This window comes from Carboxydocella sp. JDF658, from assembly GCF_002049395.1.
Lineage (GTDB): Bacteria > Bacillota.
In genome coordinates, this window is sequence record NZ_BDLR01000032.1 from 49972 (window position 1) to 72617 (window position 22646).

The following is a 22646-nucleotide window of genomic DNA, read 5'->3' on the forward strand; positions in this document are numbered from 1 at the left end:
TGGTGAAGGGGGATATCATGAACAGATTGATTCTATATATAAACGGACCAATACTGGCAATAGGACTTTACACCTGGTTATATGACCGGGAATATTTTGGTTTGATTTTACTGTTAGCTATATTTGCGCTGGGTTATCAGTACTTGTTAATGAAGAATTTGATACCCGGGTTACCTTTCAGTAACCAAAAAAAGTATGAGCTGGTACAATTCAGCGATATTGGCGGTCAGGAACGCGCTATTAAAGAACTACAAGAAGCCCTGGATTTTCTTAACCTTTCTCAAGAAGTACAAAGACTGGGTATCCGACCAATCAAAGGTATTTTGTTAACTGGTCCTCCAGGTACCGGAAAAACATTGTTAGCCAAGGCGGCAGCAACTTATACTGATTCGGTTTTTCTTTCTGTTGCAGGATCTGAGTTCGTTGAAATTTTCGCCGGTAATGGTGCCAAAAAGGTACGTCGCCTATTTAATGATGCCCGTAAACTAGCGAGGAAAGAAAAGAAAAAACATGCGGTTATTTTTATTGATGAAATGGAAGTTGTGGGGGGCAAACGAGGCAGAGTTGCCAATCAGGTTGAGTATGACCAAACATTGAATCAGTTATTAGTAGAAATGGATGGCTGCCAACCGGAGGATAGTGTTCACATTCTGGTTATTGGTGCAACCAACCGCCCTGACCTTTTAGACGATGCTCTATTAAGGCCTGGCCGTTTTGATCGCCATGTGGAAGTAAGCTTACCTGACATTAAAGGGCGGGAAGCAATTTTAAAAATACATTTACGCAACAAGCCTGTCAGCCCTGACCTGGATCTATATGCAATTGCTAAACAAACTTATGGTTTTTCTGGAGCGCAATTGGCCAGTGTAGCTAATGAAGCGGCTATCTATGCTTTGCGTTCCGGAAAAGAACATATTGGGCAGGAGGAGTTCTTAAAAGCGATTGACAAAATTCTTTTAGGTGAACACAGAGACACACTATTAAGTGATGCTGAAAAATTCAGAATCGCAGTCCATGAGATAGGTCATGCTTTTATTTCTGAATTTTATTTCCCCAAAAGCATAGCTCAGATTACGATTGTCCCCAGAGGCAAAGCATTAGGCTTTATCAGACAAATACCAGAAAAGGATGAGCCAATCAAAACTGAAAGTGAAATTAGAAAGAAAATCAGGGTGTTATTAGCCGGGGGGTTGGCGGAAGAAACTATTCTCGGTGAAAAGAGTACGGGCAGCAAAGGGGACTATCAACAGGCTCTATTGTACATCAAGGAACTCATTTACTGTGGAATGAGTGGCTTAAAGCTGGTCGATCCTGAAAGGATTCCGGAAGAAATTATAACTGAAAAGATTAATGATATTGCGGAAATGGAATCACAAATAGTTTTGGAGATTTTTAGTAATTATCAAAATGATTTAGTTCAATTAAGCAATATTCTTTTAGAAAAAGAAACTCTAACGGGCGATGAATTTTACAACCTGCTGCCTTCTTTCGGCAAGTAACGCTGAAAGAAGGCTTTTCCATATCTGCGGATTATGATAAAATTATTACATATCAGGCTGGAGGGTAAAAGATGTCGCGTTCTGTAGAGGTTATCAATAAAAAAGTTGCACAAATTTTAAATCAATATAGCATGAGATTAGCGGTTGCTGAATCCTGTACAGGTGGATTATTAGCTGCCAAGATTACCGATCTTCCCGGCAGTTCTGAATATTTCTCGGGCGGTATAGTGGCTTATGCCAATGATGTTAAAGTAAATTTATTAGGCGTTAAAACAGAAACTATCGAAAAGTATGGTGCTGTCAGTTCCCCTTGTGCCCGGGAAATGGCAAAGGGAGTAAAGGAACGACTTGGAGCTGATTGCGGAATTGCTATAACAGGCATAGCAGGACCGGGTGGAGCTACCCCTGATAAACCAGTGGGACTAGTTTATTTTGGTATTGCAATTGCAGAGTTCACCTATGTGGAAAAGCAGTTCTTTAAAGGCGACCGGGCAGAAATACGTAAAAAAGCAGCTGCTCACGGTTTGAAATTGCTTTACCAGATCATAACAAATAGATACCTTAATGAAAGGAGTTAGTAAATGTCACAGGAAAAATACTTTTTTGGAAATTTACAATTAAGCAAAAACGTATATCGCGCTATCAAAGAAATGGGGTTCGAAGAGCCTTCGCCAATTCAGGCCCAGGCAATTCCCCCCTTATTAGCCAATAAAGATGTTATTGGTCAAGCTCAGACTGGAACAGGGAAAACTGCTGCCTTCGGTATTCCGATTGTGGAGAAAATCAATCCTCGCTATAAAGGAGTACAGGCATTGGTTTTAACTCCTACCCGGGAATTGGCCATCCAGGTTGCTGAAGAAATTAGTAAGATTGGCAAGTTTAAAGAAGTAAAAACTTTGCCGATTTATGGTGGACAACCTATTGAGAGACAAATTCATGCCTAGAAAAAAGGGGTACAGATTGTCATTGGAACTCCTGGCAGGATATTAGACCATTTAAATCGTAAGACTCTAATTCTTAACAATGTCAAGATGGTGGTTCTGGATGAAGCTGATGAAATGCTGGATATGGGTTTTATTGATGATATCCAGACCATTTTTGAATTTTTGCCCGAAACAAGACAAACATTATTGTTTTCAGCAACTATGCCCGTACCGATATTGAGTTTGGCTAAAAAATACCTTAATGAACCAGAATGGATTACTGTTAGCAAAGATGAACTCACAGTACCATTAATTGAACAAATCTACTATGAGGTAAGAGAAAACGAACGCCTTGCAGCTTTATGCCGGATCTTAGATGCCTCTCAAATTACACAGGCTATTATTTTTTGTCGGACTAAAAAAGGAGTAGATGAATTAGTAGGTAGTTTACAAGCCCGAGGCTATGCGGTAGACGGATTGCATGGTGATTTAACTCAGAGCCAAAGGGATAAGGTTATGAACTCTTTTCGTCTAGGAAAACTGGAGTTTTTGGTAGCTACTGATGTGGCTGCCCGCGGGATCGATGTGGACAATGTCAGTCATGTTATCAATTATGAAGTACCACAAGATCCTGAATCCTATGTGCATAGAATTGGTCGTACCGGTCGGGCTGGCAGGCAAGGCACTGCTATAACCCTGGTAGTTCCCCGCGAATATAAACAGCTAAGACTGATTGAAAAACTTGCCAATACTTCGATTCGCAAGGAAAAGCTGCCTACTCTGGCTGACATAGCTGAAAGAAGAAAAGAAAATGTAATTGCTCGAATTGAACAAATTGTGTCCAATTTGAAACTCGAAGATTACTATCCGATCATTGAAGAGCTAACAACCAGATATGAGCTAAGGGATATTGCGGCTGCTCTATTATTTGGGTGGATTGAGCCTGCAGAAACTGTAATCAATGAAATCGAGGACAATGATGACGATTCCTTGTTCCAGAACACCGGAGCGGGTCCAGGCATGGTTCGATTCTTTATCAATGTTGGTAAAGAAGATGAAATTACTGTTAAGGATTTAATTTCTTTTATTGTTGAAGAAGCTGGCATTGAAGAAAAACAAATTGGTAACATTCGTTTGCTGGGCCGCTTTAGTTTTGTCGAAATACAGCAGGATATTGCTGAAAAAGTCTATTACTGTTTGCAAAAAACTTATTTAAGAGGACGCCGAATCAATGTCGAACCTGCTCGGAATCGCCAGAAATAAAAAGCTTGACCAGGGAAATGGGAACTGATAAAATAAAAACAAACATCCGTTCAGGGGATGGGAGGAAAAAATAAATGGATAAACAAAAAGCACTGGAAATTGCACTGAGTCAAATTGAGAAGCAATTTGGCAAGGGAGCGGTTATGCGGTTGGGTGAAGCCAGTAATAAAATGAATATTGAAGTAATACCTACTGGTGCCCTCTCCCTTGATATTGCATTAGGGGTAGGCGGAGTTCCCCGCGGTCGGGTGGTAGAAATCTATGGCCCGGAATCATCCGGCAAAACCACTGTTGCTCTGCATATAATTGCAGAAGCACAAAAGAACGGCGGTATTGCAGCTTTTATCGATGCTGAACATGCTTTAGATCCGGTTTATGCGAGAAAGCTAGGGGTTGATGTAGATAACCTGTTAGTATCACAGCCTGATACTGGGGAACAGGCCCTGGAAATCGCTGAATCATTAGTAAGAAGCGGTGCTATTGATGTGCTGGTAGTTGACTCAGTTGCAGCTTTAGTCCCCCGCGCTGAGATTGAAGGGGAAATGGGAGACTCCCATGTAGGTTTACAGGCCCGACTAATGAGTCAGGCTTTAAGGAAATTAACTGGAGCCATCAGTAAATCCAGATGCACTGCTATCTTTATCAACCAAATCCGTGAAAAGGTTGGGGTCATGTTTGGGAACCCGGAAACCACCCCCGGTGGTCGGGCTTTAAAGTTTTATGCTTCCGTCCGCCTGGAAGTTAGAAAAGTTGAGGCCATTAAACAGGGTAATGATGTTGTAGGTAGCAGAACAAGGGTAAAAGTAGTAAAGAACAAAGTTGCTCCTCCCTTTAAACAAGCGGATTTTGATATTATGTATGGTGAAGGTATTAGCAGAGAAGGGAACGTAATTGACCTTGCAACGGAAATAGATATTATCAAAAAGTCCGGGGCCTGGTATTCCTACGAAGGAGAGCGTTTAGGCCAGGGCCGGGAAAATGTTAAAGAATATTTAAAGGAGCATCCCGAGCTGTTACAGGAAATCGAAGAGAAAATTAAACAAAAACTTCTGGCAGGGGCTGATATAACAAGCCCAGCGGAGGTTATCCTAAATGAATAACATAGAAAATAAAAGTTTCAGGGCTGCTTACCAGGCGGCCCTGAAATTATTAGCCTTAAAAGATCGTACGCGCAAGGAAATAACCGAAAAATTAAAAAGAAAGGGTTTTTCTTCCGATTTAGCAAATCAGGTTGTTAGCCAGCTGGAGGAAGAAGGCCTGGTAAATGATTGTAAAGTGAGCCAAACCTATTTCAACGAGCTGTGGAATTATAGTAATGCTGGTCCAACAAAAATATTAAACAAAAGCAAAGAGAAAGGATTGGATCAAGAATTTATTAAAGCAATGATAAATAATCTAACTGAAGAAGAGCTAAAAACAAAAGTTAAAAATATTATAAAAAAACGCATGAAACAAGGAGATAATAAAGCAAAGCTAAGAATATATCGTTATTTATTAAATCAGGGTTTTTCTTACTCACTAATCAACAGAGCCTTTGCTGAGTTAGGGTATAACTTGACAAATCAGCAGGAATAATTTACAATCTTTTAAGAGTGGCATACTCTATCCACAGGAAAAGGCATAACATTGACCGAGAAATGCTCGGTGTTTATTTTTTTATCCATTGGAGGTGACGAAGTGATAGAACTATGGATTGGACTAGCCATTATCAGCGCTATTCTGGCTTTTTGGGGAGGTTATAAATACCGACAGAATGTCGTTGAGAAAAAAATAGGGGAAGCTGAATCGGAAGCCAAACAAATCCTCGAAGAGGCTGAAAAGGCCGCCGAAGCTAAAAAGAGAGAGGCTCTTGTTGAAGCCAAAGAAGAAATCCTGAAAATGAAACAGGAAGTCGAGAGAGAAAACAAGGAACGCCGGGCAGAAATCCAACGGATGGAACGGCGTTTAACCCAAAAAGAAGAAACCCTTGATCGAAAACTGGAGAACATAGAAAAAAAAGAAGAACTACTGAGCAAAAAAGAGGAAGAAATAAACAATTTAAGAAGCGAACTGGAAAATATTCTGTTAACCCAAAAGCAAGAACTGGAAAGAATCTCGGGTTTAACTTCGGAAGAAGCCAAAAACCTGCTTCTCAGCCAAATTGAGGAGGAAGTAAAACATGATGCAGCAGTCTTGATAAAAGAAATTGAAACCAATGCCAAAGAAGAGGCTGAGAAAAGGGCCAGAAACATTATTGCTCAGGCAATTCAACGTTGTGCTGCTGATCATGTAGCAGAAATTACTGTTTCAGTAGTATCTTTGCCTAATGATGAAATGAAAGGGAGAATCATTGGTCGGGAGGGTAGGAATATCCGGACCCTGGAGACCCTTACCGGAATAGATCTTATTATTGATGATACACCAGAAGCAGTAATTCTGTCAGGGTTTGACCCTATCCGCCGTGAAATTGCCAGAATCGCTTTAGAGAAACTAATTTTGGATGGTAGAATACATCCTGCCCGTATAGAAGAAATGGTAGAAAAAGCCAAGAAAGAAGTTGAGGGGCAGATCAGAGAAGCTGGCGAACAGGCGGCGTTTGAAGTCGGAGTTCATAATTTGCACCCAGAATTGATCAAACTGCTTGGTCGCTTGAAATATCGTACAAGTTATGGCCAGAATGTACTAAAGCATTCTATTGAAGTGGCACACCTGGCCGGAATGATGGCCAGTGAGCTAGGTGTGGATGTTACATTAGCGAAACGCTGCGGTTTGCTACATGACATTGGTAAAGCTGTTGACCATGAAACAGAAGGCTCCCATACAGAAATTGGTGCTGATCTCGCCAAAAAATATAAAGAATCCAAAGAAGTTATTAATGCGATTGCATCACATCACGGGGATATTGAGGCAACTACTATCGAATCAGTTCTTGTTGCTGCAGCTGATGCCATTTCAGCTGCTCGTCCTGGCGCCCGCCGCGAGACACTGGAAGCATATATTAAACGTTTGGAAAAATTAGAACAGATAGCCAATGAATTCGATGGAGTAGAAAAATCCTTTGCTATTCAAGCGGGCCGCGAAATAAGAATAATGGTCAAACCAGAAAAAATCGATGATTTAACAGCTGTTCGATTGGCACGTGATATTGTCAAGAAGATCGAATCGGAGCTTGAATATCCGGGTCAAATTAAGGTTGTTGTTATTCGAGAAACGCGAGCAATCGATTATGCCAAGTAACTTTAAAGGAGAAGGTTGTTCCTTCTCCTTTTTGCTTGTGTTGTTCTCCTTGGTTATATATGATAATATGATTTTAGGGTTATTTATTGGGAAGGGTGACACAGTTGAAACAAAATCTAACAATGGAAAACGACAATGCTGGTTTACTGATTTCTTTCTTGATCCGCTATCCCGAGATACTGAAGATTATATATGAGCCAAAACAAATGGTCATAACCTTTGCCTTTGGCATCCGAACACCCTTAGAGGATAAGCAATTTAATAAATTTAAAAATAAAGTATCGGATTATATTAATACCGTACTGTATCTAAATAATCAGACTGCTAAAATCCAGGATCTCTCTATAACGTCTATGCATGGAATCAGCTTGGTGGAATTTAAAAGGGACTTAACTACTTTTGAAAAAAATGAACTCAATGTGTTGATTGAACTTCTAAAAAGAGAGTATGAGGAAAAGTTACTGGTAGAGGATATGGGAAGTGTTGAAGAAGATGTACTCTGGCTACATGAAGAGATTATTAATAATTTTTTACTGAATCTGGGTGGAGCTGCTAGCAATGATGTCCCTTTAGTAGCTTTCCGTGAAAATGGGAGAGTATTTGTTTTTAATAAAAATTAGTTGAGGTGAATGGAATGCGCATCTTAATGCTGGGGGATATTACCTCCAGGCCTGGAAGAAGAGCGATCAGTGAAAGGTTACAGGATATAATAAAAACTAACGAGATAGATTTCGTTATTGCCAATGGAGAAAATGCAGCTGGTGGTAATGGTATAACCAGGGAAATAGCTGATGAACTATTCCTCGCTGGTATTGATGTATTAACAATGGGTAATCATGTCTGGGATAAAAAAGAAATTTATAATTTTATTGATAAAGAGGCCAGAATATTAAGACCTGCTAATTATCCCCCTGGTACTCCAGGTACAGGCTGGGGCATCTTTCGTTTAAAAAATAATCTCAAAATAGGGGTAGTTTCACTAGCAGGAAGAGTTTTCATGGGGGAGCAACTTGACTGTCCCTTCCGAACCCTTGAGAATGTTATATCAAGTTTAACAAAAGAGACCAAAATAATCATCATAGACTTTCATGCTGAAGCAACTTCGGAAAAACAGGCCCTGGCCTGGTATTTTGATGGGCGGGTCTCGGCAATATGCGGTACGCACACCCATGTACTTACCTGTGACGCCAGAATTTTCCCCAGAGGAACAGCCTACATTACTGATTTGGGAATGACCGGACCATACTATTCTGTCCTCGGAGTAAAACCCGAAATTGTTATCCGCAAATTTATTACCCAGCTGCCACAAAAATTTGAGGTCGCCAGTGGTCCCTGGCAAATTAATGGTGCAATCTTGGAGATAGATGAGGGGACTGGTAATGCTCTTGCAATAACTACTTTAAATGAAATAGAAAAAATGTTGTAAAAAATTTCTGAAATCTTCGAGCTACAAAAAGGAATTTTTTCATTGTTGGCGAATATTTATAATTGGGAACAAAAGAAAAAAATTACATCCCTATTTTGTAAGGAGGTTGTGTAAATGGAAGTCCTCAAGGTTTCAGCAAAGTCTAATCCAAATTCTGTAGCAGGTGCATTAGCGGGGGTCTTGCGTGAGAGGGGCGGTGCCGAAATTCAAGCCATAGGAGCTGGAGCGATCAACCAGGCTGTAAAAGCGGTTGCTATTGCCCGGGGTTTTGTTGCTCCAAGCGGTATGGATCTTATTTGCATTCCAGCTTTCACCGATATTATTATCGACGGTGAAGAAAGAACAGCCATAAAGTTAATAGTAGAGCCCAGATAAAATATTTTTTTCAAGATATTTGACCTGTTTGTCTCCACAAACAGGTTTTTCTATTTTATGGGAAGGAGGCGTGATGCGTTGGACTATTCAAAGGTTTTACTGTTTGATGGCCATTGTGATGCCCCCTGGGCCGAATTTCAAGGGCAAAAACCAGCAATAGATTCTAGACCTGTGGAAGGCCGGTATATTCAGGTGTTAAATACTTTTTTCTCAGATTCAATGCTGGTAAAGGAATCAAAATGGTCAACCTTGTTCTCATTGTGGGATATCTCTAGAAGAATTGCCAGGAGGCTAAATCTACCAATTTTAACGGAACGGCCATTTTCTACCCAGTATGGAATAATTCTAGGGATTGAGGGGTTAGATCTGTTTTCCGGAAATTTGGCTGAGTTGGAAGCTCTCTTTGTTTTAGGATATCGGTTAATTGGCTTAACCTGGAACAGATCTAACCTGGTTGCAGATGGGCTTGGTGCTGGCAGTTCAGCAAAGGGACTTACCCAAATAGGCAAACTTGTGGTAAAATGGTGTTTGGATAAAGGGGTTATTTTAGATTTAGCTCATCTTGCCGAAAAAGGTTTTTGGGATGTAATGGCAGTAGCTACAAAACCGATAGTAGTTAGCCACGCTAACTGTTATCAACTTTGCCCACATCAGCGTAATCTTACTGATTGTCAAATCAAGGCCCTCATTGCTAACCAAGGTCTAATTGGCATAACTTTCGTCCCAGAGTTTTTGAGCGGCAAGACACAGGCTACAATGGATGATATTATTCGACATCTCGACCATGTTCTAGCTTTAGGAGGAGAAAACAATGTCGGTTTCGGCAGTGATTTTGCCGGCACTGACAGCCTACCACTTGGAATTACTGGCCCTGAAAGCTGGATGAAAATAATTGAAAGCCTTTATCAAAGATATTCAGACGAATTAGTGCATAAAATCATCGGTCTTAATTGGTTACGCATTATTAATTCAAATTTGCCTGAAAGAAGGAATTGATATGCCCGCTGACCTCCATCTCCATTCAACGGCATCTGATGGCACCCTATCCCCGGAAGAAATTGTGGCTGAGGCAGCTGCCCTGGGGTTGACAACTATTGCTATAACTGACCATGATACTATGGATGGCATTAATTCGGCACTAATTGCAGGTAAAAAACATAATGTTAAAGTCATCCCGGGAATCGAGATAAACACTGAATGGAAGGGACTGGAGGTACACATTCTTGGTTATTATCCCGACATGTTTCATCCCCAATTTGCGGATATGTTGCTAACCTTGCAAGCAGCAAGAAGGGAAAGGGTAATTAAAACAATTGAAAAGTTGCAGCGTAACGGTATCGACATTGATATTTCTGATATACTGGCAGAAGCTGGAGGCCGCTGTTTAGGACGTCCTCATATAGCAAGAGCATTAATCAAGAAGGGTTATGCCAGCACCCAACGCGAAGCTTTTGAATTATATATTGGGCCAGAAGCACCCGCCTACGTACCTCGTTTTAAACTTAGTCCAGAGCAAGCTATTTCAATCATTATTCAAGCTGGCGGGGTACCTATTCTTGCTCATCCAGGGGTTCTTGCTAGAGACGATATTATTTATTATTTATTAAAACACGGGTTAATGGGAGTGGAAGTATTTCATCCCGACCATAACGCACGCCAGATTCAAATTTATTTAAAAATTGCCAGAAAGCTCGATTTATTAATTACTGGTGGTTCTGACTGTCATGGACCGCGGGGCAAAAAAAGAGGATTGATGGGGAAAGTACGCCTGTCTACGCGCTATGTGGAAGAACTCAATTCGGCAATTAAAAATAATCCCACAATAATGCTACCTGAATGTAAGCTATAAAAAAAATTATCCACAACTGTGGATAATTCTGTTGATAAATTATCAGACAATTCACGACAATTTCCGTCAGTTTTCTGAATTGTTTCGGCTGTTTTTTCTTGTTATAATAGTTTTGTCATAATATTTTAAGAAAGGAGCCGTTCTTTTGCGTAAATTAGCTATTTATGTGCTATGTATTATTTTGTTCCATTCGATGTTCATACCAAGTGCCCTGGGGGCAACAAAATATTTGCAAAACGGTGATAAGGGTCCTTTGGTTAAAGAATTGCAAGTTTTGCTAAAACAGAAAAAAGTCTATAATGGGCCTATTAACGGCATTTTTGATAATCGTACCCATGCTGCAGTTGTTAAATGGCAAAAACGCATGGGTCTACCGGCGTATGGTAAAGTAGGCCCAGCTACATGGGCAACATTAAAAAAGCAGAACAAAAGTAGAACAAAAACTGTTAGCCGCAGTGGAGACCTCCGTAAACCAGGGTATGGACAGCTGATAGACTGGTCGCTAGTCAATCAGCTTTGGGAAGTAGGTACAATCGCCCAAATTATCGATCTGGAAACCGGGAAACAGTTTAATGTCAAGCGGATTTACGGGCATAACCATGCCGATGTTATTCCTTTAACAGCTGCTGATACTGAAGTCCTTAGATCTCTTTATGGAAGGTGGAGCTGGGACAGAAGAGCGGTTATTGTTTGTTATAACGGACAATACTGGGCGGCCTCAATCAATGGTATGCCCCATGGAGAAGGAGCTCCTGCAATTAACAACTTTCCCGGACATTTTTGCGTTCATTTTCTTAACAGCCGTACCCACGGTTCCAGTTATACTAAATCGGGTGTTTCTATAACTGATCCTGATCATCAAAGAATGGTGAGAAAGGCTGCTGGATTATGATTAAACGTTGGCTAGTCCGCATTTATGGTGTAGTACAGGGAGTAGGGTTCAGGCCGTTTATCTACAATCTTGCCAGCAAATATCAACTCAGCGGATTGGTTGGCAATGATACCCAAGGGGTTTTTTTAGAGATAGAAGGGTCAGAGGAAGTGTTAAACGCATTTGTTCAACAGATACCAATTGTAGCTCCTCCTATGGCTGTAATTGACAAGATTGAGATAATTAATACTGAGTTACCTATATCAATGCAATCAGGTTTTATCATTGTCAAAAGCCAGGGAGCAGGTGACAAACAAATATCTGTACCTGTAGATACAGCTTTATGTTCTGACTGTGAAAAAGAATTGTTAACTCCGGAAGATAGACGTTATTTATACCCTTTTATAAATTGTACAAATTGTGGCCCTCGTTATACAATTATCGAAGCTTTACCCTACGATCGTTTTAATACTACAATGAAAACTTTTCAAATGTGCCCGGAGTGTGCGGCGGAATATAACGACCCCACAAATCGGCGTTTTCATGCCCAGCCTAATGCATGCTGGCACTGTGGCCCACAGGTCAGTCTGCTCGATAGACAAAAAAACATTATCGCCAGAGGAATTGAAGCTATAAAACAAGCGGGAGAATTTTTATCTGCTGGCAAGATTATTGCTATCAAAGGCTTGGGGGGTTTTCATCTCGCCTGCGATGCCCGGAACTCTGACGTGGTAAAAACTTTACGACGGAGAAAAAACCGGGAAGAAAAAGCTCTTGCTGTTATGTGCAAAGACATCAATACACTAAAGGCGATAGTGCAAACTAGCATTTATAGTGAAAAAATCCTTCAAGGTCCTGAAAAACCAATTCTCCTGCTGCCCAAAAAGGATACTCAGCTTCTGGCTGATGAGATTGCCCCTGTAAATCCTAATTATGGGGTGATGTTACCATACACTCCTCTGCATCGGGTATTATTTGAGTTTTCACCACCGTATCTGGTTATGACTTCCGCCAACAAAACGGATGAACCTATAGAATACAAAAATGATGAGGCGGTATCAAATCTTAATCAGATTGCAGATTACTTTCTGTTACACGATCGAGAAATTAAACGCCGCTGTGATGATTCAGTTGCAACCGTTTTTAGGGACAAACTCTTTATGATAAGACGCTCTCGTGGTTTTGCTCCTCTAGCCATCAAACTGCCTGAGGAATTTAGCCATATTATTGCAACGGGAGCAGAACAAAAAAATGTTATCGCAATAGCTAAAGGTAAAGATATTATTCTCAGTCATCACCTGGGCGACCTGGAAAATGAGGAAGCCTATCGAGCCTTTGAAGAATGTATAAATGACCTGACAAGTTTTTTGGATTTAAAACCGCGCCTAATCGTACACGACTTACACCCTGAATATTTAGCCACTAAATGGGCTCTGGAACAACCGGTTGCTAAACTGGCTATACAGCACCATGAGGCACATATTGGAGCTTGCATGCTAGAGCATCAACTGGCAGAGCCCGTTATCGGTATTGCCTTTGATGGCACTGGTTATGGTTACGACGGAACTCTCTGGGGCAGTGAAGTTTTTATCGGTGATGGTAAAGATTTTCGGCGAGTAGCTCACTTACTTCCCATCCCGTTAATTGGTGGCGAAAAAGCTATTAGGGAAGTCTGGCGTTTAGGATATGTTTTACAGGAGCTAGCCGGCATAAAAGAAAAGAATGCCAACTTTAACAATAGGCCCGAAATTAGTATTTTCAAGAAAATGCTATCCAATCATCTTAATGTTTTTCTATCCACCGGCATGGGACGGCTATTTGATGGTGTAGCAGCAATACTAAATTTACGTGAAAAAATTACGTATGATGGACAGGCTGCCATTGAGCTGGAAAATATAGCTTATCATAGCACTAAATCAATTCCTTTAAAATTAGATATAATCCAGCAGGAGAAAAAATGGTTTTTTGACTGGCGACCGTTAATACAACAAATTTCCGCCTATCTCCGCAAAGGTGAGGCTATTTCAACCCTTGCTTTTGGCTTCCATTTAGCCATAGCAAATGCAATCAATGAAATCTGCCTCTTAATAAGAAACCAGTACGGAATAAATAAGGTCTGTCTGAGTGGTGGGGTGTTCATGAATCAAATTCTTTTAAGAGAAAGTGTTTCAAGGTTGGAACAGGACAATTTCGAAGTTTACTGGCATCAGACAATTCCCTGTAATGATGGTGGCATAGCTGCCGGTCAAATTTATTTAGCATATTTAAGGAGTGAAAAATAATGTGTTTAGCTGTACCTGGTAAACTGATTGAAAAGAAAGAAAACACTGGAGTTGTGGAACTGATGGGAGTTAAACGGGAAGTTAGTTTAATACTATGTCCGTCCGCTTCAGTTAATGATTATGTGCTTGTTCATGCTGGTTTTGTTATTGATGTTGTAGATGAGGAAGCTGCTTTAGCAACTATTAAATTATTACAGGAGCTGGAGGAAAAAAATGCAGAACACCATTTCGCAAATTAAAAACCCGCAACTAGCAAAAAATCTAGTTCAGGAAATCACCAAGCTAGCCTTACAATTGCCCCAAGTAAAAATAATGGAAGTGTGTGGTACCCATACAGTTTCAATCTTTAAATCGGGCATTCGTTCTCTGTTGCCTGAAAATGTGAAATTGGTATCCGGGCCCGGTTGCCCGGTTTGTGTTACACCTAATAACTACATTGACCAGAGCATTTGGCTGGCCCTAGAAAAAGGTGTAATCTTAACCAGTTTCGGCGATATGTTAAAAGTTCCTGGTAGTAAGTATTCCCTGGCCCAGGCCAAATCATTGGGTGCTGATATTCGCGTTGTATACAGTACGTTAGATGCACTGAAAATAGCACAGGAAAATCCTGAAAGAGAAGTTGTATTTCTGGGTATAGGTTTTGAGACAACAACTCCAACCGTAGCCAGTGCGGTTTTGCTGGCAGCAGAGCAGGGACTGAATAACTTTTCAATTATAGGAAGCCATAAAACGATCCCTGCCGCATTAAGGGCTTTAGCTGAAAACAAAGAAATAGGAATAGACGCATTTTTATTACCAGGACACGTTTCTGCTATTATCGGCCTTGAGCCTTATGTTTTCCTTGCTAACGAATATAACTTGCCTGGCGTAATAGCTGGTTTTGAAGGCGTGGATATTCTAATGGGAATTTATGAAATCCTGCAAATGCTTATAAACGGCCAGGCTCAAATATTAAATGCTTATCCTAGAATTGTTAAAACAGAAGGCAATCCAGTGGCCAGAGAAATAGTCAATCGAATTTTTCAACCTGCCGATGCCTACTGGCGTGGTATCGGTCTTATTCCCGAAACAGGCCTTGAATTAAAAGATCAATACAAAACTTTTGATGCAAAGGAAAAGTTTAACATTCCCGATTTTTCTGCTCATGAACCTAAGGGTTGTCGTTGTGGGGAAGTTTTAAGGGGCCTAGTTACACCACCTGAATGTCCATTGTTTAGTAGAAAATGTACTCCTGAAACACCAGTAGGTGCATGTATGGTTTCTATTGAAGGAACATGCGCAGCATATTACAGATATGGGGTGTGAACCATGGAATTTATTACACTCGGCCATGGCAGTGGTGGCAAATTATCTCATCGCCTAATTTCTGAACTGTTTTTGAAGTATTTTCAAAACGAAATTCTCATAAAACAGGATGATATGGCTATCGTACCAGGCAGCAGTATGAACTGGGCTATTTCGACTGATTCTTTCGTTATTAATCCGATCTTTTTCCCCGGTGGAAACATAGGGAAATTATCTGTCTGTGGAACTGTAAATGATGTCGCCATGTCCGGTGGAATACCATTATACTTGACAGCAGCTTTCATAATTGAGGAAGGGTTCCCCCTGGCAGAACTGGAAAGAATCGTCCAGAGTATGGCTGAGACGGCCGCATCGGCTGGTGTGAAAATAATAGCAGGCGATACCAAAATAGTTGGAAAGGGACAAGCCGATGGCATTTTCATTAACACAACAGGTTTTGGATTAATTCCAGAAGGCAGAAATATTAGCGGACGCAACGCTCAGCCAGGTGATGTAATAATCGTAAATGGAACTTTAGGAGACCATGGGGTAGCAGTAATGGCTGAACGACATGGACTGGAATTTTCCGTACCTATCTTCAGTGACTGTGCTCCTTTAAATGAAATAATTGCCCTGTTGCTGGAAAATGTACCCCGGGTAAATGTTTTGCGCGATCCCACACGTGGCGGTTTGGCAACTACCCTCAACGAAATAGCCTACCAGAGTAATGTAATGATAGAATTATGGGAGGAAAAGCTTCCAGTAAAGGATGAGGTTTTTAGTGCCTGTGAAATTCTTGGGCTAGATCCTTTATATATTGCTAATGAAGGTAAATTTATCGCCATTTTACCGGAAGAATTTGCTGATATAGCATTAGCTACAATCAAGAACCATCCTCTTGGCCGTGACGCGGCGATTATCGGTAAAGTAGTAGACAAACCTAAAGAAAACTCAAATAATAAAGTTTACCTTAAAACAGCCTTGGGCGGAAAAAGGATTCTCGACATGCTGGCCGGCGATCAGTTGCCCAGGATTTGTTAGGGAGAGGTTTTATGCGTATTGCTGTGATTGATGGTCAAGGCGGAGGTATTGGAAAACATATTACTGAAAAACTGCGTAAAGTTTTTGGGGAAAAAATCGAGATAATAGCCCTGGCTACCAATGCCTGGGCGGCCGCTAATATGTTGAAAGCAGGAGCCAATGAGGCTGCCTCAGGAGAAAATGCTATTTGTTACAGCATTAAAAACGTAGACATAATTGTGGGACCGCTAGGTATAGTTATTCCGAATTCAATGTTAGGGGAAATAACTCCTGCTATAGCTACGGCTATAGCTAGTATAGATAAAGAAAAATATCTTTTACCTATTTGTCGTGATCAAATCAAGCTAATAAGCAATAGCAATGAGCCATTACCTCATTTAATCAATGAACTGGTGGATGTGATAAGAAACAAACTGGCCGATGATCTCAATTGAGATTATCGGCCAATCTTAAAATCTCGATCTCTGCGGGAATTTTGTGTTCCTGAGAATGGTGATGCCTAATTAGTTGTAAGGTAATAGAATCAATGGTATTAATGGTCCTGGCTACATTCCAGCCAATTTCCCCGTGATAAAGATAGGAATGACACATGCGATGCCACCAGGATAACGGACTGCGATAATCAAGATATGCATATTTTTTAACTAATCCTGGGAAAAGGGCATTTACCATTACCATGATAACTCTTTCCAGCAAGGATATTTGGAAACTTACCTTACCGATATCATGTAATAGAGCTCCTTTAATCAATGCTTCTCGATTAAGACAGCTTTGTTGCTCAGAATCTAGTCGATCAAATAATTTTTCGCAGGTTCTGGCAACCCGGACACAATGCTTTTGGGTTATGGGATCCAAATGATAAAAAAGGGTTTGTTCCATCAAGTTTAAATATGAGTTAACATATTCTCGATCTTTATCAGTCATCTTCGAAAATATAGCCCAAAAAAACTGCTTGAACCGTCTTAACATATATTGCCTCCAATCCAAGAAATCTATGACATAGTATAGCAAAAAATATTCAGGGGAGAAAGGGGTAACAAACTTGCCGGGGGAAAAAATTTTGGTAGTTGGTGGCATCCGCAGTGGGAAAAGTAAGTGGGCAGAAAAATTAGCTTCATCGGATAGGCAAGTAGTGTATATTGCTACTGCACAGGTCTGGGATGAAGAAATGGCCAGAAGAGTAAATGAACATAAAATACGCCGCCCGTCACACTGGCAAACAGTTGAGGAACCACAGAAAATAGCTTGTATTCTAAATGAACTAAATCAGTGGGATGTCCAACCAACGGTGTTAATTGATTGTCTAACATTGTGGGTAACTAATTTATTGCTGAGTGAAATGAATTTGGAAAAAGAGTTTGCTGATTTGGTGCAAACAATAAAAACATATCAAGGAAAAGTTATTTTGGTTAGTAATGAAGTTGGGTTAGGAGGAATAGCCAGCAACCAGTTAACCCGGACCTTTGGTGATGCACTGGGAACTTTACACCAGCTATTAGGTGAAATTTGCAATAAAGTTTATTTTGTCTGGTGTGGTATAGCAATAGATATAAAAAAGCACGGGGAGAGGATATAATGGCGGCAAAGACTATTATGGTCCAGGGAACTGGCTCTAATGTCGGTAAATCATTAATTGTTGCTGGCTTGTGCCGGATTTTGAAAGAACAGGGGCTAAAAGTAGCTCCCTTCAAAGCGCAAAATATGGCCCTGAATAGCTACATTACATATGAGGGTGGGGAAATAGGCAGGGCCCAGGCATTACAGGCAGAAGCTGCTGGTATATTACCCAGTGTTGATATGAATCCCATCTTATTAAAACCTGCCGGTAATATGCAAAGCCAGGTTGTAGTATTGGGGAAGCCTCTCGGTAACATGTCTGCTCGAGAGTATCATAACACTTGGTCGCTGCAGGCATGGAAAATTGTAACTGATGCTTTTCACAGATTAGCAAATCAATACGATGTTATTGTTATCGAAGGTGCCGGCAGTCCAGCGGAAATAAACCTAAAAGATACTGAAATTGTAAATATGCGAGTTGCTAAATATGCCAGGTCGCCTGTCTTACTTGTTGGAGATATCGACCGCGGGGGCGTTTTGGCATCACTAGTTGGAACTATGGAATTATTAGAACCAGAAGAACGGCAACTGATTAAAGGGTTTATTATCAATAAATTTAGAGGCGATGTCAATCTGTTTTTACCAGCGATTGAGATATTGGAAAGAAAAACGCTGGTTCCTGTTTTAGGAGTTCTGCCCTATCAAAAGCTGGCACTGGAAGAAGAGGACTCTATGTCTATTCAATCTAAGCCTCTGCCACCAAACGGATTGGATATTGTAGTGATACGCTTGCCTCAGATATCTAATTTCACAGATTTTGATGCATTAAAATTTGAGCCAGATGTAGGTGTGCGTTTTGAATCTGACCCTTCTGCTGCAGGCAACCCTGATGCTATCATTATTCCTGGCAGTAAAAATACCATCAGCGATTTGAACTTTTTACGAACTTCCGGTTGGGAAAGTTATTTAAAAAGCGCTCAAACCCAAGGGATTCCAATAGTGGGAATATGCGGTGGCTATCAAATGCTAGGGGAAAAAATCTACGATCCCCATGGTGTGGAAGGTACAAAAAGGTTCGAAACTGGCTTAGGCTTTATCAAAATGAAAACAGAGTTTTGGCCTGAAAAAACAACTACAATTAGTAATGGTATTTTAACTAATAAATTTTTTAATTTGGAAGAGTCAGGACTTGATGTAAAAGGGTATGAAATTCACATGGGTCAAACCATTCTTGATCCTTCCGAAACCCCGTTTATTAAGCTGGATGACAATCGAACTGATGGAGCAATTACTGCACATGGACAAATTTGGGGGACGTATTTCCATGGCATTTTTGATAATGACCAATTCCGTCGAAACTGGTTAAATTATTTGCGTCAACGAAAAAAACTTTTACCTATTACTACTTTGCGTAACTATAAAGAATGGAGAGAGTACAATTTAACCCAGCTAGGCAATTTAATTAAAGAAAATTTAAATATGGAGTATTTAATGAAATTGATAGAAAATGGTATTGAGGGATAAAAATGGAGCATTGGATTATTAATAATATTATAATGATTTTTATTGCATTTTTTTTAGATTTGCTTCTAGCTGACCCTAGATGGTTACCCCATCCCGTAGTAGGAATGGGAAAACTGGCTGCTTACATTGATGCAAGACTGAACCATAATCATAACGATTTTAAAAAAGCATTAGTATCGGGCATAATTGCGCTAATTGTTTATTTACTGGCAGTTTCTCTAATTTGCTTAATAATTTTGAGCGTAACTTATGCCTATAATGAAATTTTATATGTCTTCACTGGCTCAATTCTCATCTATTTTTCCTTAGCTCTAAAAAGTTTATTAAAGGCAGCAACAAAAATATTAAAACCTTTATCTAGAGGGAATATAGCTTTAGCCCAGAAAAAAGTAGCTGAAATTGTCGGCAGAGACACTGAACATATGAATGAAGAAGAAATAATTAGAGCAACTGTTGAATCTGTAGCGGAAAATTTCATCGATGGTTTTTTTGCGCCCATTTTTTGGGCTTTTCTTGGAGGCCCTGGCGCAGCGATAATTTATCGTGCCATAAATACTTTAGATTCTATGTGGGGATATAAAAATTCTCGTTATCTTTATTTTGGGAGGTGGGCAGCCCGCCTTGACGATGTGGTTAACTGGCTACCCGCTAGATTAGGAGGATTGGGCTTATTAATCACAGGTGGAATATTAGGATTCAATCTAAAACAAAGTTTCATCATCTGGTTGCGGGACGCCCATAAACATCCCAGCCCAAATTCAGGTCATCCAGAAGCAGTAATAGCTGGTTTATTAGGAGTTCAGCTGGGAGGATTAAACTATTACCATGGTCAGCCACAGTGGCGGGCTACCTTAGGAGATAAAAATAAGAAGTTTGAGTTGCGAGATATAATTAATACCCAAAAAATTGTTTTCACTGCAGGCTTATTAACTATAACCTTCATTGGATTTTTAGGTATAGCTCTAGTACTAAAGTTAGGGGTAAATTAAAATGAAGTCAGCTATCTTTGCCTTACATGCTTTAACAAGAATTTCGCTGTTTGAAGTTAAATGGGATGAAAAAGCATTCGGTAAAGCAACCGCATATTTTCCAGTAATCGGATTGTTACTGGGGGGAATTTATCTACTAATTGCCGTTTTTCTGGCACCATTTGCAAGTAGTGTTATTTTAGCTGCATTACTAATTTGGGCTCACACTATTTTAACAGGTGCCATGCATATTGATGGCTTGCTAGATACAATTGATGCAGTTTTCAGTAACAGATCTCCTGAACGGATGTTAGAAATTATGAAGGATAGCCATGTTGGCAGCAATGCAGTAATCGGTGCTTTTTGTCTGTATTTGTTAAAATACAGCTTTTTAATTGAAATTATTAAAAATAAGCAACTGGTATTGATCGTACTAGCGCCTGTTCTGGCGAGATTCAATCAAGTCGTAGTAATTTATTTTTTTCCTTATATTAGACCACAAGGATTGGGAAGTTTGTTTAAAAACTATACTGGAAAAAAGGAATTCATGTTAGCCTCATTTTTTACAATATTGAGCCTTATCATTATGTCTTATTGGTTAGAGTTTGCTGATATTTTTCTTTTTTTAATTTCAATAATTACTGCTCTTTTATGGGGAAAGAAGTTTACAAAACTTTTTGGTGGGTTAACAGGTGATCTCTATGGAGCACTTAATGAAATCACAGAAATATTGATACTAGTAGCTGGCTATTTTCTTTTAAAATAATATTGGGTGGGGGTAGTAGGTTGAAAGAAAAATTTATACGTCACCATGGCGGTAACATTTGGCGATTCAGAAAAGTTATCGATTTTTCTGCCAATATAAACCCCGAAGGGTTATCTCCAAACGTAGTAGCAGCAATTAAAGACAATCTTAATTTATTAGTTCATTACCCTGATCCTGAATGCACAGAATTAACTCAAATTTTTTGTAAAAAAAACAACCTGGATCCGGGTTACTGTTTGTGGGGAAATGGCGCCGCTGAACTTTTTTATTTATTGTTCAAATATCTAAAACCAGGCACCATTCATCTTCCTATTCCTTCTTTTTGTGAGTATGAAGGTGCTGCTTTAGCAGCTGATGCGGAAATACGGTTCTGGTCATTTGCAAAAGAAAATAACTGGGATATAGACTGGCTTGAGATAATAGCTGAAGCAAACCCTGGAGACCTGTTAGTAATTACCAATCCTAACAACCCTACAGGATTTCTCTGGGAGAAGCAGAGACTTTTACCAGTGATTGATCGTGCTTATTCTAAAAATGTAAATGTCTTGATTGATGAGGCCTTTATTGACTTTGTCGATGAACCTGAAAAATCATCTTTTATACAAGATTTCTATCAATGGCCTAATCTATTTATAAGCTATTCACTTACAAAATTTTATGCCATACCAGGTCTAAGACTGGGAATTTTACTGGCTAATAAAGAGATGATATCCTCTTTGAAATTTCATAAGGACCCCTGGAATGTTAACTTATTGGCCCAGGTAGCAGGAGCAGCAGCTTTACAGGATTCTGCTTACGAGGCTATTAGTAGAAAACTAGCCAAAAAAAGGCGTGAAGCAATGATTGAATTAATAGAGGATTATCTGGTACCAGCGGGTGTAAATTTTTGGTTACCACAGGCCAACTATGTTCTCCTGGAGTTGCCAGTACCTGTCTCAGATGTAGAACAAAAAATTAGAGATGCCGGTTTTCTAATTCGCAACTGCCAGAACTTTCGTGGACTAAATGAATATTATTGTCGTGTTGCTATAAGAACAGAAGCGGAAAATCGGGCATTAATTTTAACTATGCAAGAAATAATTACTGAGGTGAAAAAAAGTGCCGAAAGTCTTACTGGTAAGACATGGTGAAACAATCTGGAACAATCAATTACGCTACCAGGGACATACTGACATCCCGTTGAGTGAAATTGGACGCCAGCAAGCAGAAAGATTAGCATTACGACTAAAAAACTGGCCGATAACTGCCTTTTATGCCAGTGATTTGTCCCGAGCGCAAGAAACAGCCCAGATTATTGCCAGGTATCATCAAAAACCTGTAGTGTTATGTAATGGATTTAGAGAAACGAAGTTTGGCGCTTGGGAAGGATTAACCTATAAGGAGATAGCAGCACAATTCCCTGACGTTTGGAATGCATGGCAACGGGACCCTGTTAATGTCGTTATACCGCAAGGTGAAAGTGTTTCACAAGTAGCAGACAGGGCATGGAAGGCTTTACAACAAATCCTGTGTCAGCACAGGGACGATGATATGATTCTAATTGCCTCCCATGGTGGTACCATTCGTTTAATCTTAGCCCGTGCTTTACAAATGAATCTTAATCTGTTCTGGAATATCCGACAGGACAACACCGCTCTTAATATTATCGATGCATATAATGACCGTTATATAATTAGCCTGGTAAATGACACCAGTCACCTGGAACAAATTTAATGCCCGAATTGGGCATTTTTTTCTTGGCGTACTATTATGATTGTGCTATAATAATGGGAAATATTTAGGTCGAATCGAATTATAAACTA

At 40.0% G+C, this 22646-nt stretch carries 23 protein-coding genes and 1 pseudogene; 23 read left to right on the forward strand and 1 reads right to left on the reverse strand.

Translation table 11 applies throughout. From position 1 onward, the window contains the following. Positions 1–17: 17 nt before the first annotated feature. From JDF658_RS06300 to JDF658_RS06380, 17 genes and pseudogenes are all read left to right on the forward strand, one after another. Positions 18–1499: an AAA family ATPase gene (locus JDF658_RS06300; protein ID WP_159071868.1), complete on the forward strand. Its 1482-nt coding sequence runs from the start codon at positions 18–20 to the stop codon at positions 1497–1499. 71 nt (positions 1500–1570) lie between these two features. Then, a complete protein-coding gene (locus JDF658_RS06305; RefSeq protein ID WP_078664396.1) occupies positions 1571–2077 on the forward strand; it encodes a CinA family protein in 507 nt (168 codons plus the stop codon). A gap of 3 nt (positions 2078–2080) precedes the next feature. Continuing rightward, positions 2081–3685: pseudogene (locus tag JDF658_RS06310) on the forward strand (DEAD/DEAH box helicase). A gap of 74 nt (positions 3686–3759) precedes the next feature. Then, on the forward strand, positions 3760–4785 hold the full coding sequence (gene recA, locus JDF658_RS06315) for a recombinase RecA (protein WP_078664398.1): 1026 nt from the start codon (positions 3760–3762) through the stop codon (positions 4783–4785). Then, on the forward strand, positions 4778–5260 hold the full coding sequence (locus tag JDF658_RS06320; protein ID WP_078664399.1) for a regulatory protein RecX: 483 nt from the start codon (positions 4778–4780) through the stop codon (positions 5258–5260). Before recA ends, JDF658_RS06320 begins: the two co-directional genes overlap by 8 nt. 117 nt (positions 5261–5377) lie before the next feature. Then, entirely contained in the window at positions 5378–6901 is a 1524-nt protein-coding gene (gene rny, locus JDF658_RS06325) for a ribonuclease Y (RefSeq protein ID WP_375804194.1), read from the forward strand. A gap of 104 nt (positions 6902–7005) precedes the next feature. After that, positions 7006–7521, forward strand: a complete 516-nt coding sequence (locus JDF658_RS06330; protein ID WP_143311769.1) for a hypothetical protein — start codon at positions 7006–7008, stop codon at positions 7519–7521. A gap of 14 nt (positions 7522–7535) precedes the next feature. After that, on the forward strand, positions 7536–8327 hold the full coding sequence (locus tag JDF658_RS06335; protein ID WP_078664401.1) for a TIGR00282 family metallophosphoesterase: 792 nt from the start codon (positions 7536–7538) through the stop codon (positions 8325–8327). Positions 8328–8441: 114 nt separating this feature from the next. Next, the gene (locus JDF658_RS06340) at positions 8442–8702 is read left to right on the forward strand and encodes a stage V sporulation protein S (RefSeq protein WP_078664402.1); all 261 of its coding nucleotides are present in this window, start codon (positions 8442–8444) and stop codon (positions 8700–8702) included. A gap of 78 nt (positions 8703–8780) precedes the next feature. Next, a complete protein-coding gene (locus tag JDF658_RS06345) occupies positions 8781–9698 on the forward strand; it encodes a dipeptidase (protein WP_159446579.1) in 918 nt (305 codons plus the stop codon). 1 nt (position 9699) lies between these two features. After that, a complete protein-coding gene (locus JDF658_RS06350) occupies positions 9700–10551 on the forward strand; it encodes a PHP domain-containing protein (protein WP_079906858.1) in 852 nt (283 codons plus the stop codon). 145 nt (positions 10552–10696) lie between these two features. Beyond that, a complete protein-coding gene (locus JDF658_RS06355; RefSeq protein WP_079906859.1) occupies positions 10697–11443 on the forward strand; it encodes a peptidoglycan-binding protein in 747 nt (248 codons plus the stop codon). Beyond that, positions 11440–13704 carry a carbamoyltransferase HypF gene (gene hypF, locus JDF658_RS06360; protein ID WP_078664406.1) on the forward strand — a complete coding sequence of 755 codons (2265 nt, stop codon included), beginning with the start codon at positions 11440–11442 and terminating at the stop codon, positions 13702–13704. Before JDF658_RS06355 ends, hypF begins: the two co-directional genes overlap by 4 nt. Continuing rightward, the gene (locus JDF658_RS06365) at positions 13704–13943 is read left to right on the forward strand and encodes a HypC/HybG/HupF family hydrogenase formation chaperone (RefSeq protein WP_078664407.1); all 240 of its coding nucleotides are present in this window, start codon (positions 13704–13706) and stop codon (positions 13941–13943) included. The genes hypF and JDF658_RS06365 overlap by 1 nt, the downstream gene beginning before the upstream one ends. Further along, positions 13918–15009 carry a hydrogenase formation protein HypD gene (hypD, locus tag JDF658_RS06370; protein ID WP_079906861.1) on the forward strand — a complete coding sequence of 364 codons (1092 nt, stop codon included), beginning with the start codon at positions 13918–13920 and terminating at the stop codon, positions 15007–15009. The genes JDF658_RS06365 and hypD overlap by 26 nt, the downstream gene beginning before the upstream one ends. A 3-nt stretch (positions 15010–15012) precedes the next feature. Further along, positions 15013–16029: a hydrogenase expression/formation protein HypE gene (gene hypE, locus JDF658_RS06375; protein WP_078664409.1), complete on the forward strand. Its 1017-nt coding sequence runs from the start codon at positions 15013–15015 to the stop codon at positions 16027–16029. An 11-nt stretch (positions 16030–16040) separates the two neighbouring features. Further along, a complete protein-coding gene (locus JDF658_RS06380) occupies positions 16041–16463 on the forward strand; it encodes a DUF3842 family protein (RefSeq protein ID WP_078664410.1) in 423 nt (140 codons plus the stop codon). Here JDF658_RS06380 and JDF658_RS06385 read toward each other — a convergent pair. Then, positions 16456–17106 (reverse strand): HD domain-containing protein, encoded by a 651-nt coding sequence (locus JDF658_RS06385; protein ID WP_079906862.1) that lies wholly within the window; start codon positions 17104–17106, stop codon positions 16456–16458. The two genes, JDF658_RS06380 and JDF658_RS06385, sit on opposite strands and share 8 nt — an antisense overlap. On the opposite strand from JDF658_RS06385, the gene cobU reads away from it, so the two are divergent. From cobU to cobC, 6 genes are read left to right on the forward strand one after another with little or no spacing between them, the layout of a single operon-like run. After that, the gene (gene cobU / locus JDF658_RS06390; protein WP_159444458.1) at positions 17090–17605 is read left to right on the forward strand and encodes a bifunctional adenosylcobinamide kinase/adenosylcobinamide-phosphate guanylyltransferase; all 516 of its coding nucleotides are present in this window, start codon (positions 17090–17092) and stop codon (positions 17603–17605) included. The two genes, JDF658_RS06385 and cobU, sit on opposite strands and share 17 nt — an antisense overlap. Continuing rightward, positions 17605–19110 carry a cobyric acid synthase gene (locus JDF658_RS06395; RefSeq protein ID WP_078664413.1) on the forward strand — a complete coding sequence of 502 codons (1506 nt, stop codon included), beginning with the start codon at positions 17605–17607 and terminating at the stop codon, positions 19108–19110. Before cobU ends, JDF658_RS06395 begins: the two co-directional genes overlap by 1 nt. A 2-nt stretch (positions 19111–19112) precedes the next feature. Then, entirely contained in the window at positions 19113–20099 is a 987-nt protein-coding gene (gene cbiB / locus JDF658_RS06400; protein WP_079906864.1) for an adenosylcobinamide-phosphate synthase CbiB, read from the forward strand. Between the two features lies 1 nt (position 20100). Beyond that, the gene (gene cobS / locus JDF658_RS06405; RefSeq protein WP_078664415.1) at positions 20101–20844 is read left to right on the forward strand and encodes an adenosylcobinamide-GDP ribazoletransferase; all 744 of its coding nucleotides are present in this window, start codon (positions 20101–20103) and stop codon (positions 20842–20844) included. Between the two features lie 20 nt (positions 20845–20864). Then, the gene (locus tag JDF658_RS06410) at positions 20865–21974 is read left to right on the forward strand and encodes a histidinol-phosphate transaminase (protein ID WP_159071871.1); all 1110 of its coding nucleotides are present in this window, start codon (positions 20865–20867) and stop codon (positions 21972–21974) included. Beyond that, positions 21943–22557 carry an alpha-ribazole phosphatase gene (gene cobC, locus JDF658_RS06415; protein ID WP_078664417.1) on the forward strand — a complete coding sequence of 205 codons (615 nt, stop codon included), beginning with the start codon at positions 21943–21945 and terminating at the stop codon, positions 22555–22557. The genes JDF658_RS06410 and cobC overlap by 32 nt, the downstream gene beginning before the upstream one ends. The last annotated feature ends 89 nt before the right edge of the window (positions 22558–22646 follow it).